This is a genomic window from Streptomyces sp. NPDC093111 (assembly GCF_040683955.1).
In the GTDB taxonomy this organism is placed as follows: Bacteria; Actinomycetota; Actinomycetes; order Streptomycetales; family Streptomycetaceae; genus Streptomyces.
In genome coordinates, this window is record NZ_JBFBNW010000001.1 from 330,116 (window position 1) to 343,029 (window position 12,914).

Consider the following 12,914-nt stretch of genomic DNA (forward strand, 5'->3'; position numbering starts at 1 on the left):
ACCCGCCGTGCGCCCGCCGCGCACGCGCCCGTGACCGTCGATCCCCGAGGGGAGCGTCCCGTGTCCGACCCCGTCACCGTGCTCGACGACCTGAACGCCGAGAGCGAGGAAGTCGACTCGCTCGTACGGGAGTTGAGGCCCGAGCGCTGGGCCGCGCCGACTCCGGCGGCCGGCTGGACGGTCGCCCACCAGATCGCCCACCTCGCCTGGACCGACCGGGCCGCGCTGCTCGCCGCCACCGACCCCGCGGCCTTCGCCGCCGAGGCCGCCGAGGCCCTCGCCTCGCCCGGCACCTTCGTCGACGAGGGCGCCGAGAAGGGCGCGGCCCTGCCGCCCGCCGAGCTCCTCGCCGGCTGGCGGGACGGCCGCGAACGCCTCCTGCGGGTCCTGCGCGAGGCCCCGCCCGGCGCCCGCTTCCCCTGGTACGGGCCGCCCATGAGCGCCCTCTCGCTCGCCACCGCCCGGCTCATGGAGACCTGGGCGCACGGCCAGGACATCGCCGACGCCCTCGGCGTCGTGCGCGCGCCCACGGCGCGGCTGCGGCACGTGGCCTGGATCGGGCTGCGCGCCCGCGACTACGCCTACCTGGTCCGCGGCCTCACCCCGCCCGCCGAGCCCTTCCGCCTCGAACTCGTCTCACCCGAGGGTGAGTTGTGGGCGTACGGCCCCGAGGGCGCCACCCAGATCGTCCGGGGCCCCGCCCTCGACTTCTGCCTGCTCGTCACACAGCGGGTGCACCACGCGGACACGGCCCTCGTCCCGCTCGGAGCGGAAGCGGCCCACTGGCTCACGATCGCCCAGGCCTTCGCCGGCCCGGCCGGCCAGGGCCGTCCACCGAAGGCCGGCCCGGAGAGCGGCGGGACGGGAGGCGGCGGGACGGCGGCGGGCGGCACCGGGGAGGGTGCGTCGTGAGCCGGGTCCTCCGGATCGGCAACGCCTCCGGCTTCTACGGCGACCGCTTCGACGCGGTCCGCGAGATGCTCACGGGGGGAGGCGCGGACGGCGGGCTCGACGTCCTCACCGGCGACTACCTCGCCGAGCTGACCATGCTGATCCTCGGCCGCGACCTCCTCAAGGACCCCTCCACCGGCTACGCCAGGACCTTCCTCCGCCAGATGGAGGAGGGCCTCGGGCTCGCCCACGAACGCGGGGTGCGGATCGTCGCCAACGCGGGCGGGCTCAACCCGGCCGGACTCGCCGACGCCCTGCGCGCGCTGGCCGGACGGCTCGGCGTCCCGGTCCGCGTCGCCCACGTCGAGGGCGACCGGCTGCCCGCCCGGGACGGCGTCCTCGCCGCCAACGCCTACCTCGGCGGCGCCGGGATCGCCGCCTGCCTCGACGCGGGCGCCGATGTCGTCGTCACCGGCCGGGTCACCGACGCCGCCCTGGTCACCGGGCCCGCGCAGTGGTTCTTCGGCTGGGGCCCCGAGGAGTACGACCGGCTCGCGGGCGCCGTCGTCGCCGGGCACGTCCTGGAGTGCGGGACCCAGGCCACCGGCGGCAACTACGCCTTCTTCACCGGCCACGACCCGAAGCTGCTGCGCCGCCCCGGCTTCCCGCTCGCCGAACTGCGCGAGGACGGCAGCGCGGTGATCACCAAGCACCCCGGCACCGGCGGCCTCGTCGACACCGGGACCGTCACCGCGCAGCTCCTGTACGAGACGGGCGGCGCGCGGTACGCGGGCCCCGACGTCACCGCGCGGCTCGACACCGTCCGGCTCACCCAGGAGGGCCCGGACCGGGTCCGGATCGACGGGGTGCGCGGCGAGGCGCCGCCCCCCACGCTCAAGGCCGGGCTCTGTCGGCTCGGCGGCTTCCGCAACGAGGTCGTGTTCGTGCTCACCGGCCTCGACGTCGAGGCCAAGGCGGAGCTGGTCCGCGACCAGATCGAGGACGCCCTCGCCCGCGGGCCGAAGCCGGCGCCCGCACAGGTCCGTTGGGAGCTGGCCAGGACCGACCGGGCCGACGCCGGAACCGAGGAGACCGCGAGCGCCCTGCTGCGGCTGGTGGTCCGCGACCCGGACCCCGAGGCCGTCGGCCGGACCCTGTCGGGCGCGGCGATCGAGCTGGCCCTCGCCAGCTACCCCGGCTTCCACGTCACCGCGCCGCCCGGGAAGGGTGCCCCCTACGGGGTGTTCGAGACCGCGTACGTCCCCGCCGGGGAGGTCCCGCACACGGCGGTGCTGCCCGACGGGAGCCGGGTCGCCGTGCCCGTACCGCCCGGGAGCCGGGTCCTCGCTCCCGTACCGGCGCCGCCGCTGCCCGAACCGCTCCCGCCGGGGCCCACCCGGCGGGCGCCGCTCGGCCTTGTCGCCGGGGCGCGCAGCGGCGACAAGGGCGGGGACGCGAACGTCGGCGTGTGGGTCCGGGACGACCGGGCCTGGCGCTGGCTCGCGCACACCCTCACCGTCGACCTCTTCCGGCAGCTGCTTCCGGAGACGGAGGAACTGACGGTCGAGCGGCATCTCCTGCCCGGACTCCGGGCCCTCAACTTCACCGTGACCGGGCTGCTCGGCGAGGGCGTCGCCTCGCAGGCCCGGTTCGACCCGCAGGCCAAGGGACTCGGCGAATGGCTCCGCTCCCGGCACGTGGACCTACCGGAGGAACTGCTGTGACCGTCCTCGCCTCCGCCCTCGACACCGGCGGACCCGACTACGCGCTGCACCGCTCGGCCATGCTGGAGAAGCTGGCCGCGCTCGACACCGAGCACGCCAAGGCCATCGCGGGCGGCGGCGAGAAGTACGTCGCACGGCACCGCAAGCGCGGCAAGCTGCTCGCCCGCGAGCGGATCGAGCTGCTCGTCGACCCGGACACCCCGTTCCTGGAGCTGTCCCCGCTCGCCGCCTGGGGCAGCGACTACCCGCTGGGCGCCTCGCTGATCACCGGCATCGGGACGATCGAGGGCGTCGAGTGTCTGATCACCGCCAACGACCCGACCGTGCGCGGCGGCGCCTCCAACCCCTGGACGATGAAGAAGGCGCTGCGGGCCAACGAGATCGCCTTCGCCAACCGGCTGCCGGTGGTCTCGCTCGTGGAGTCCGGCGGCGCGGACCTCCCCTCCCAGAAGGAGATCTTCATCCCGGGCGGGGCGCTCTTCCGCGACCTCACCCGGCTGTCCGCGGCCGGCATCCCCACCGTCGCGGTCGTCTTCGGCAACTCGACGGCCGGCGGGGCGTACGTCCCCGGCATGTCCGACCACACTGTGATGATCAAGGAGCGGTCGAAGGTCTTCCTCGGCGGGCCGCCGCTGGTGAAGATGGCGACCGGCGAGGAGAGCGACGACGAGTCGCTCGGCGGGGCCGAGATGCACGCCCGGGTCTCCGGGCTCGCCGACCACTACGCCGTCGACGAGGCCGACGCCCTGCGCCAGGCCCGCCGCGTCGTCGCCCGCCTCAACCACCGCAAGGCGCACCCGGACCCGCTCCCGGCGGCGCCCCCGAAGTACGACGAGGAGGAGCTCCTCGGCATCGTCCCCGGCGACCTGAAGACCCCCTTCGACCCGCGCGAGGTGATCGCCCGGATCGTCGACGGCTCCGACTTCGACGAGTTCAAGCCGCTGTACGGGCCGAGCCTGGTGACCGGCTGGGCCGAGCTGCACGGCTACCCGGTCGGCGTCCTCGCCAACGCGCAGGGCGTCCTCTTCTCCGCCGAGTCGCAGAAGGCGGCGCAGTTCATCCAGCTCGCCAACCAGCGGGACATCCCGCTGCTGTTCCTGCACAACACCACCGGCTACATGGTCGGCAAGGAGTACGAGCAGGGCGGCATCATCAAGCACGGCGCCATGATGATCAACGCGGTGGCGAACTCGAAGGTCCCGCACCTCTCCGTCCTCATGGGGGCGTCGTACGGCGCCGGGCACTACGGCATGTGCGGCCGGGCCTACGACCCGCGCTTCCTCTTCGCCTGGCCGAGCGCCAAGTCGGCCGTCATGGGCCCGCAGCAGCTCGCGGGCGTCCTCTCCATCGTGGCGCGCGCCTCGGCGGAGGCGAAGGGACAGCCGTACGACGACGAACAGGACGCCGGCATGCGGGCCTTCGTCGAGGCGCAGATCGAGGCGGAGTCGCTGCCGATGTTCCTCTCCGGGCGGCTGTACGACGACGGGGTCATCGACCCGCGGGACACCCGCACGGTCCTCGGGCTCTGCCTCTCCGCCATCCACAACGCACCGGTCGAGGGCGCGCGCGGCGGCTTCGGCGTCTTCCGAATGTGAGGCCCATCGTGATCACGACAGTTCTGGTGGCGAACCGCGGCGAGATCGCCTGCCGGGTCTTCCGCACCTGCCGCGAGCAGGGCATCGCGACCGTCGCGGTGTACTCCGACCCGGACGCCGGCGCCCTGCACGTACGGGAGGCCGACGCGGCCGTGCGGCTGCCGGGCGCGACGCCCGCCGAGACGTACCTGCGTGGCGACCTCGTGGTGAAGGCGGCGCTCGCGGCGGGCGCGGACGCCGTCCACCCCGGATACGGATTCCTCTCCGAGAACAAGGAGTTCGCGGAGGCGGTGATCGAGGCCGGCCTGATCTGGATCGGCCCGCCGCCCGCCGCGATCGAGGCGATGGCCTCCAAGACCCGCGCCAAGGAACTCCTCGGCATCCCGCCGCTCGCCGCCGCCGACGTCACCGGGGCCGAGCTGCCCGTCCTGGTGAAGGCGGCGGCCGGCGGCGGCGGACGCGGCATGCGCGTCGTCCGCGAACTGGACGCCCTCCCGGCCGCGTTGAAGGCGGCCTCGGCGGAAGCGCTGAGCGCCTTCGGCGACGGCGAGGTGTTCGTCGAGCCCTACGTCGAGGACGGGCGGCACGTCGAGGTGCAGATCCTCGCCGACGCGCACGGCACCGTCTGGACGCTCGGCACCCGCGACTGCTCGCTCCAGCGCCGGCACCAGAAGGTGATCGAGGAGGCCCCCGCGCCCGGACTCCCGGCGGCGTTGCTCGACTCCCTGTACGCCGCCTCCGCCTCCGCCTCCCGGTCCGTCGGCTACGTGGGCGCGGGCACCGTCGAGTTCCTGGTCGCCGAGGGCCCCCAAGCTCTCGGCTCCGCTCAAGCAGGGGGGACCTTCGTCGCGCACTTCCTGGAGATGAACACCCGCCTCCAGGTCGAGCACCCGGTCACCGAGGAGATCCACGGCCTCGACCTGGTCGCCCTCCAGCTCGCGGTCGCCGAGGGCACCCCGCTCCCGCCCGAACCGCCCGCGCCCCGGGGCCACGCCATCGAGGCCCGCCTCTACGCGGAGGACCCGGCGGGCGGCTGGACCCCGCAGACCGGCCTGCTGCACGCGCTGGAGTTCGAGGAGCCGGGAGCGCCGGGAGCGCCGGGAGCGCCGGGAGCGGGCGGGGCGTACGGGACGCCCGGAGCGCCCGGAGCGCACGCCGGTATGCCCGGGGCGCCCGGCGGCTCCTCCGGCGAGGCCCTGGCCCGCACCCGGGTCCGCGTTGACACCGGATACGTCTCCGGCGACACCGTCGGCGTCCACTACGACGCCATGCTCGCCAAGGTCGTCGTCCACGCCGCCACCCGCGCCGAGGCCGCCCGCCGGCTGGCCCACGTCCTGGAACGGGCCCGCGTCCACGGCCCCGCCACCAACCGGGACCTGCTCGTCGCCTCGCTCCGGCACCCCGACTTCGCCGACCCGGCCCGCCTCGGCACCGGCTTCTACGAGCGGCACCTGACCGCCCTGACCGAGCCGCCCGCCGGGGAGGAGCAGGCCGCCGTGGCGGCGGCGCTCGCGGCGGCGGCCGGCGGCCGGAGCCGCTTCGGCGGCGGCTGGCGCAATGTGCGCGCGCAGGACGAGACCCGCACCTACGCGGGGCACGACAGCCACGAGGTCCGCTACCGCCCGGCCCGTACCGGCGGCTACGAGGTGACCTCCCCGCCGGGGATCCGCGCGGTGGCCGTCGCGCCCGACCGGGTGAGCCTCGAAGTCGACGGCGTCGTACGCCACTTCGGCGTCGCCCGGCACGGCGACACGGTCTTCGTCGGCCGCCACCGGCTCACCGCCGCGCCCCGCTTCCCCGACCCGCGCGAGCAGACCGCCCCCGGCTCCCTGCTCGCCCCCATGCCCGGCACCGTCGTCCGGGTCGCCGAGGGCCTCGCCGTCGGCGACCCGGTCGAGGCCGGGCAGCCCCTGCTCTGGCTGGAGGCCATGAAGATGGAACACCGGGTCGTCGCACCCGCCTCCGGCACGCTCACCGCCCTGCACGCCGCCCCCGGCCGCCAGGTCGAGGTCGGCGCCCTGCTCGGCGTCGTACAGCCCCTCGACGTACCGACCGAAGCCCAGGAGGACCAGACCGCATGAGCAGCATCATCGAGTCCCCGGAGCACACCGCTCTCCGCGCCGCTGTCTCCGCCCTCGGCCACCGGCACGGCCCCGGCTTCGACCGGGCGAGCCTGTGGGCCGAGGCCGGCAAGCTGGGCTACCTGGGCGTCAACCTGCCCGAGGAGTACGGCGGCGGGGGCGGCGGCATGGCCGAGCTGTCCATCGTCCTGGAGGAGGCGGGCGCGGCCGGCGCGCCGCTCCTGATGATGGTGGTCTCGCCCGCCATCTGCGGCACGGTCATCGCCCGCTTCGGCACCGAGGAGCAGAAGCGCGAGTGGCTGCCCGGCCTGGCCGACGGCAGCCGCACGATGGCCTTCGGCATCACCGAGCCCGACGCGGGCTCCAACTCCCACCGCATCACCACCACCGCCACCCGCACCGAGGACGGCTGGGTCCTCAACGGGCGGAAGGTCTTCGTCTCCGGCGTCGACATCGCCGACGCCACCCTGATCGTCGGCCGTACCTCGGACGCCCGCACGGGCACCCTCAAGGCCTGCCTGTTCATCGTGCCGCGCGACACCCCCGGGTTCGAGCGGCGGCAGATCGAGATGGAACTCGCCGCCGACGAGAAGCAGTTCGAGCTGGTCCTGGACGACGTGCACCTGCCGGCCGACGCGCTCGTCGGCGACGAGGACGCGGGCCTGCTCCAGCTCTTCGCCGGGCTCAACCCCGAACGGATCATGACGGCCGCGTTCGCGATCGGCATGGGCCGCTTCGCCCTCGCGCAGGCGGTGAAGTACGCCAAGGAGCGGCAGGTGTGGAAGGCGCCGATCGGCTCCCACCAGGCCATCGCCCACCCCCTCGCGCAGGCCCACATCGAGCTGGAGCTGGCCCGCCTGATGATGCGGAAGGCCGCCGCGCTGTACGACGCGGGCGACGACATGGGCGCGGGAGAGGCCGCGAACATGGCCAAGTACGCCGCCGCCGAAGCCTGTGTGCGGGCCGTCGACCAGTCCGTGCACACCCTGGGCGGCAACGGCCTCACCAAGGAGTTCGGCCTCGCCCGGCTGATCACGGCCGCCCGGGTGGCCCGGATCGCCCCGGTCAGCCGCGAGATGATCCTCAACTTCGTGTCCCACCAGTCCCTGGGTCTCCCCAAGTCGTACTGATCCGGGCCATCCTGTCCGTTCCCCGGCACCGTCCACCCACCGATCAGGGGGCCCGTACGCATGGTGTTCCACAGCGAGTTCGCGGAAGTTCCGGCCGTCTCCCTCCCCATCCACGACGCCGTCCTCGGGCGGGCCGCCGAGTTCGGGGACCTGCCCGCGCTGGTCGACGGGACGGCCGGCGAGGGTGGGCTGACGCTCACCTACGGCCAGGTCGACGCCTTCCACCGGCGGGTGGCCGCCGGTCTCGCGGAGGCCGGCCTCCGCCAGGGGGACGTGCTCGCCCTGCACAGCCCCAACACCGTGCTGTTCCCGGTCGCCTTCTACGCCGCCACGCGCGCCGGGGCGGCCGTGACCACCGTGCACCCGCTGGCCACGCCGGAGGAGTTCGCCAAACAGCTCCGCGACTCCTCCGCGCGGTGGATCGTCACCGTGTCGCCGCTGCTCGCGACGGCCCGGGCGGCGGCCGAACTCGCGGGCGGCGTCGAGGAGATCCTGGTCTGCGACACCGCCGACGACTGCCGCTCGCTCCAGTCCTTCCTCGGCTCGACCGCGCCCGAGCCGGTCCTCGCCGTCGACCCGGACACGGACCTCGCCGCCCTCCCGTACTCCTCCGGCACCACCGGCGTCCCCAAGGGCGTGATGCTCACCCACGCCTCCGTCGCCACCAACCTCGCCCAGCTCGAACCGCTGATGCCGATGGGGCCGGGTGACCGAATTCTTGCGGTTTTGCCCTTTTTTCATGTGTACGGGCTCACTGCTCTGATGAACGCCCCGCTGCGGCGCGGCGCCACCGTCGTGGTGCTGCCCCGCTTCGAGCTCGACGGCTTCCTCGCCGCCATCGAGAAGCACCGCATCAACGCCCTGTACGTGGCCCCGCCGATCGTCCTCGCGCTCGCCAAGCACCCGGCGGTCGCCGACTACGACCTGTCCTCGCTGCGCTACATCGTCTCCTCCGCCGCCCCGCTGGACGCGGCCCTCGCCGACGCCTGCTCGGCCCGGCTCGGGCTGCCGCCGATCCGCCAGGCGTACGGCATGACGGAGATGTCCCCGGCCACCCACCTCGTCCCGCTCGCCGCCGAGAACCCGCCGCCCGGCACCGTCGGGAAGCTGCTGCCGTCCACCGAGATGCGGCTCGTCGCCCTCGACGACCCGGCGCGCGACGCCGGACCGGGGGAGGAGGGCGAGATCGTCTTCCGGGGCCCGCAGGTCATGAAGGGCTACCTGGGCCGGCCCGAGGCCACCGCCGCCATGATCGACGCGGACGGGTGGCTGCACAGCGGGGACGTCGGACGGGTCGACGGGGACGGCTGGCTGTACGTCGTCGACCGGGTCAAGGAACTCATCAAGTACAAGGGGTTCCAGGTCGCCCCGGCCGAACTGGAGGCCCTGCTGCTCACCCACGAGGGCATCGCGGACGCGGCCGTCATCGGGGTGCCCGACGAGGACGGCAGCGAGATCCCCAAGGCGTTCGTCGTACGCCAGCCCGCCGCGCGGGACCTGACCGGCGAGGACGTGGCCGCCTACGTGGCCGAGCGGGTCGCCCCGTACAAGAAGATCCGCCGGGTGGAGTTCATCGAGACGGTGCCGAGGGCAGCGTCGGGGAAGATCCTCCGCCGAGAGCTGCGCGAGCCGAGAGAACCGAGGGACCGCACATGAGCCTGATCGACGTCGCCACCGACCGGGGCATCACCACGCTCGCCCTGGACTCCCCGGCCACCCGCAACGCGCTGTCCGCGCCGCTCGTCGCCGAGCTCGCCGACGCGCTCAGCGGCTGCGGCAAGGACCCGGCGGTCCGGGCCGTCGTGCTCACCCACACCGGATCCACCTTCAGCGCGGGCGCCGACCTGAAGGCCCCGCCCGGGCCGTACGTCTTCGTCGACCTGCTGCGACAGATAGTGGAGCTCCCCAAACCGGTCGTCGGCGTCGTCGACGGCCACGCCCGCGCGGGGGGCCTCGGCCTGCTCGGCGCCTGCGACATCGTGGTGGCGTCGGAGACCTCGGACTTCGCGCTCACCGAGGTACGGATCGGGGTCGCGCCCGCCGTGATCTCGCTGACCCTGCTCCCCAGGCTGGACCCGCGCGCGGCCGCCCGCTACTACCTGACCGGCGAGCGCTTCGGCACCGACCGGGCCCGGGACATGGGCCTGGTGACGGCCGGCACGGACGAGCTCGACGGCATCCTCGACGGGCTGCGCGGCGCCTCCCCGCAGGGGCTGAAGGCGTCGAAGCGGCTGGTCACGGCTAGAGTCCTGGAAGCCTTCGAGCGGGACGCGGAGGAGCTGGTCCAGCTGTCCGCGTCGCTGTTCGCCTCGGCCGAGGCACGCGAAGGGATGACGGCCTTCCTCGAACGACGGGACCCAGCATGGCGGCTCTGACCGGCCCGAAGCAGGACCGGAGCCGCGCCACCCGGCAGCGGCTCCTGGAGGCCGCGGTGTCCTGCCTCGCCGAACACGGCTGGGCGGGCTCCACCGTGTCGGTCGTCGCCGAACGGGCCGGCGTCTCGCGCGGCGCCGCCCAGCACCACTTCCCGACCCGGGAGGACCTGTTCACGGCGGCGGTCGAGTACGTCGCCGAGGAACGCTCCCAGGCCCTGCGCGAGCTCCCCGCGGTCGGGCGCCAGGAGGCCGTCGCGGCCCTCGTCGGCCTCTTCACCGGCCCCCTCTTCCGCGCCGCCCTGCACCTGTGGGTGGCCGCCGCCGACGAGGCCCAGCTGCGCGCCCGCGTCACCGAACTCGAAGCCCGCGTGGGCCGCGAGTCCCACCGCATCGCCGTCGAACTCCTCGGCGCCGACGAGTCCCGCCCCGGCGTCCGCGAATCCGTCCAGGGCCTCCTCGACATGGCCCGCGGCCTCGGCCTCGCCACCCTCCTCACCGACGACCGGGCCCGCCGGGAACGGGTCGTCGCCCAGTGGGCACGGCTGCTGGACGAGGCGCTGGGCTGAGGACGGGGTGGGGGCGGGGGCGGGGACGCGTCCGCCCCCAGGCCGGGGCCGGGTCCGCCGGGCCGAGGTCGGGGCCGGGTCCGCCGGGCCGCGTCCCGGCCGGCGGTGATCCCGTGAGGTTCCTCCCCGTCCGCCCGTGACGCGGGCCACAGCCACCCCCGCGCCCCCGCAGTACGCTGGTCGCATGCTTTCGCTCGTACGTCGCCGCCACGTGGATCTGCTCCGCGTCGCGAGCATGGGCTGTCCGGGTCGTCACTGACCCCAGGCCCCACCCCTCCGCCCGGCACGGAACGACACGGCACGACCTGCCACGCATCCGTGTCCCGGGCGCCGTACACCCCCGCGGACGCACACCATGAGTTACACCTCGCAGCTCCCCATCGTCGACCTCTCCGCCGCCGACCGAGGCCCGCAGGCCCGTCGGCTGCTCCACGCGCAGCTCCACTCCGCCGCCCATGACGTGGGTTTCTTCCAGCTCGTCGGGCACGGCGTGACCGAGGCCGAGACGCGGGCCCTGACCGGCGCCATGCGGGCCTTCTTCGCGTTGCCGGAGGCGGACCGGCTCGCCCTGGACACCACCCACTCGCCGCACTTCCGCGGCTACACCCGGATCGGCGACGAGCGCACCGGCGGCGCCCGCGACTGGCGCGACCAGCTGGACATCGGGGCCGAGCGGCCCGCGCACCTGCCGGGCCCGCACGAGCCCGCGTACTGGTGGCTCCAGGGCCCCAACCAGTGGCCGGCGAACCTGCCGGAACTGCGGCTCGCCGCGCTGAACTGGATCGAGCGGCTCAGCGGCGTCGCCGAGCGGCTGCTGCACGAGCTGCTGGCCTCGATCGGCGCCGCGCCCGACTTCTACGACGACGCGTTCGGCCCGCGCGCCCACCCGCACCTGAAGCTGGTCCGCTACCCGGGCAGCAGCGGCGAGGGCGACGACCAGGGCGTCGGCGCGCACAAGGACTACGGGTTCCTGACGCTGCTGCTCCAGGACCAGGTGGGCGGGCTCCAGGTGGAGCGGGAGGACGGCGTCTTCCACGACGTGCCGCCGCTGCCGGGCGCGTTCGTCGTCAACCTCGGCGAGCTCCTGGAGGTGGCGACGGACGGCTATCTGGTCGCCACCAACCACCGGGTGGTCTCGCCCCCCGGCGCGACGGAACGGTTCTCCGTCCCGTTCTTCTACAACCCGCGGCTCGACGCCCGGATCGCCCCGCTCCCGTTCCCGTACGCCGGGGCGGCGCCCGGGATCACGACCGACCCGGCGAACCCGCTGTTCGCCGAGTACGGCCGTAACGAGCTGAAGGGCAAGCTGCGCGCCCATCCGCTGGCGGCGGCCCGCCACCACGCGGACCTGCTGCTGGCCCAGGATCAGCCGGCGATGTCCTCGTAGCCCTCGATCTCGCGCGGGTCGCGCTGACCGGGGCCCGTGTACAGCGCGGAGGGGCGCACGAGGCGGCCGGTGCGCTTCTGCTCCAGGATGTGCGCCGACCAGCCGGCCGTGCGGGCACAGGTGAACATCGAGGTGAACATGTGCGCCGGCACCTCGGCGAAGTCCAGCACGATCGCCGCCCAGAACTCGACGTTGGTGGCGAGGACGCGGTCGGGGCGCCGGTTGTGCAGCTCCTCCAGGGCGGCCTTCTCCAGCGCCTCGGCGACCTCGAAGCGCGGCGCGGCGAGCTCCTTGGCCGTGCGGCGCAGGACGCGGGCGCGCGGGTCCTCGGCGCGGTAGACGCGGTGGCCGAAGCCCATCAGCCGCTCGCCCTTGTCGAGGGCCTGCTTCACGTACGCGGTGGCGTCGCCGGTCCGCTCGATCTCCTCGATCATGCCGAGCACGCGGGACGGCGCGCCGCCGTGCAGCGGGCCGGACATGGCGCCGACCGCACCCGACAGGGCCGCGGCCACGTCGGCGCCGGTGGAGGCGATGACCCGGGCGGTGAAGGTGGAGGCGTTCATGCCGTGCTCGGCGGCGGAGGTCCAGTACGCGTCGACGGCCTTGACGTGCTTCGGGTCGGGCTCGCCCCGCCAGCGGACCATGAAGCGCTCGACGACGGTCTCGGCCTTGTCGATCTCGCTCTGCGGGACCATCGGCAGCCCCTGGCCGCGGGCCGACTGGGCCACGTACGACAGGGCCATGACGGCGGCGCGGGCGAGGTCGTCGCGGGCCTGCTCGGCGGAGATGTCCAGGAGCGGTTTCAGACCCCAGACCGGCGCGAGCATCGCGAGGGCGGACTGCACGTCGACGCGGATGTCGCCGGAGTGCACCGGGATGGGGAAGGGCTCGGCGGCCGGCAGGCCGGGGTTGAACGCGCCGTCGACCAGCAGACCCCAGACGTTGCCGAAGGAGACGTGACCGACCAGGTCCTCGATGTCGACCCCGCGGTACCGGAGGGCGCCGCCCTCCTTGTCGGGCTCGGCGATCTCCGTCTCGAACGCGACGACTCCTTCGAGCCCCGGTACGAAGTCAGACATGAGGCGGCTCCTCTATAGCGACGTGTGCGGTGCATGCGCTGTGCGGGACGCATGCCTGCCTGATCGATGATCAATCATTAGGTCGG

Annotated in this window: 11 protein-coding genes; 10 read left to right on the forward strand and 1 reads right to left on the reverse strand. The window is 74.3% G+C overall.

Going from position 1 to position 12,914, the window contains the following annotated elements; translation table 11 throughout:
- Positions 1 to 60 precede the first annotated feature (60 nt).
- From AB0Q96_RS01545 to AB0Q96_RS01590, 10 genes are all read left to right on the forward strand, one after another.
- Positions 61 to 912 carry a TIGR03084 family metal-binding protein gene (locus tag AB0Q96_RS01545; protein WP_365320999.1) on the forward strand — a complete coding sequence of 284 codons (852 nt, stop codon included), beginning with the start codon at positions 61 to 63 and terminating at the stop codon, positions 910 to 912.
- A complete protein-coding gene (locus AB0Q96_RS01550; RefSeq protein WP_365321000.1) occupies positions 909 to 2,615 on the forward strand; it encodes an acyclic terpene utilization AtuA family protein in 1,707 nt (568 codons plus the stop codon). Before AB0Q96_RS01545 ends, AB0Q96_RS01550 begins: the two co-directional genes overlap by 4 nt.
- Positions 2,612 to 4,210: a carboxyl transferase domain-containing protein gene (locus AB0Q96_RS01555; protein ID WP_365321001.1), complete on the forward strand. Its 1,599-nt coding sequence runs from the start codon at positions 2,612 to 2,614 to the stop codon at positions 4,208 to 4,210. Before AB0Q96_RS01550 ends, AB0Q96_RS01555 begins: the two co-directional genes overlap by 4 nt.
- A gap of 8 nt (positions 4,211 to 4,218) precedes the next feature.
- Complete coding sequence (locus AB0Q96_RS01560; RefSeq protein ID WP_365321002.1) at positions 4,219 to 6,291, forward strand: biotin carboxylase N-terminal domain-containing protein; 2,073 nt, start codon at positions 4,219 to 4,221, stop codon at positions 6,289 to 6,291.
- Positions 6,288 to 7,421: an acyl-CoA dehydrogenase gene (locus AB0Q96_RS01565; protein ID WP_365321003.1), complete on the forward strand. Its 1,134-nt coding sequence runs from the start codon at positions 6,288 to 6,290 to the stop codon at positions 7,419 to 7,421. The genes AB0Q96_RS01560 and AB0Q96_RS01565 overlap by 4 nt, the downstream gene beginning before the upstream one ends.
- A gap of 60 nt (positions 7,422 to 7,481) precedes the next feature.
- Positions 7,482 to 9,077: a 4-coumarate--CoA ligase family protein gene (locus tag AB0Q96_RS01570; RefSeq protein WP_365321004.1), complete on the forward strand. Its 1,596-nt coding sequence runs from the start codon at positions 7,482 to 7,484 to the stop codon at positions 9,075 to 9,077.
- Entirely contained in the window at positions 9,074 to 9,796 is a 723-nt protein-coding gene (locus tag AB0Q96_RS01575) for an enoyl-CoA hydratase family protein (RefSeq protein ID WP_365321005.1), read from the forward strand. Before AB0Q96_RS01570 ends, AB0Q96_RS01575 begins: the two co-directional genes overlap by 4 nt.
- Positions 9,784 to 10,362 carry a TetR/AcrR family transcriptional regulator gene (locus AB0Q96_RS01580; protein WP_365321006.1) on the forward strand — a complete coding sequence of 193 codons (579 nt, stop codon included), beginning with the start codon at positions 9,784 to 9,786 and terminating at the stop codon, positions 10,360 to 10,362. The genes AB0Q96_RS01575 and AB0Q96_RS01580 overlap by 13 nt, the downstream gene beginning before the upstream one ends.
- Positions 10,363 to 10,546: 184 nt before the next feature.
- Positions 10,547 to 10,621 (forward strand): putative leader peptide, encoded by a 75-nt coding sequence (locus AB0Q96_RS01585; protein ID WP_361166367.1) that lies wholly within the window; start codon positions 10,547 to 10,549, stop codon positions 10,619 to 10,621.
- 96 nt (positions 10,622 to 10,717) lie between these two features.
- Positions 10,718 to 11,749: a 2-oxoglutarate and iron-dependent oxygenase domain-containing protein gene (locus AB0Q96_RS01590; protein WP_365321007.1), complete on the forward strand. Its 1,032-nt coding sequence runs from the start codon at positions 10,718 to 10,720 to the stop codon at positions 11,747 to 11,749.
- Here the strand turns inward: AB0Q96_RS01590 and AB0Q96_RS01595 are convergent.
- Positions 11,728 to 12,828 (reverse strand): citrate synthase 2, encoded by a 1,101-nt coding sequence (locus tag AB0Q96_RS01595; RefSeq protein ID WP_365321008.1) that lies wholly within the window; start codon positions 12,826 to 12,828, stop codon positions 11,728 to 11,730. The two genes, AB0Q96_RS01590 and AB0Q96_RS01595, sit on opposite strands and share 22 nt — an antisense overlap.
- Between the last annotated feature and the right edge of the window lie 86 nt (positions 12,829 to 12,914).

Coding starts and splice junctions, on each gene's coding strand:
- AB0Q96_RS01575 (WP_365321005.1), top strand. CDS start 9,074: ATGAGCCTGATCGACGTCGCCACCGACCGGGGCATCACCACGCTCGCC.
- AB0Q96_RS01570 (WP_365321004.1), top strand. CDS start 7,482: ATGGTGTTCCACAGCGAGTTCGCGGAAGTTCCGGCCGTCTCCCTCCCC.
- AB0Q96_RS01595 (WP_365321008.1), bottom strand. CDS start 12,828: ATGTCTGACTTCGTACCGGGGCTCGAAGGAGTCGTCGCGTTCGAGACG.
- AB0Q96_RS01590 (WP_365321007.1), top strand. CDS start 10,718: ATGAGTTACACCTCGCAGCTCCCCATCGTCGACCTCTCCGCCGCCGAC.
- AB0Q96_RS01565 (WP_365321003.1), top strand. CDS start 6,288: ATGAGCAGCATCATCGAGTCCCCGGAGCACACCGCTCTCCGCGCCGCT.
- AB0Q96_RS01580 (WP_365321006.1), top strand. CDS start 9,784: ATGGCGGCTCTGACCGGCCCGAAGCAGGACCGGAGCCGCGCCACCCGG.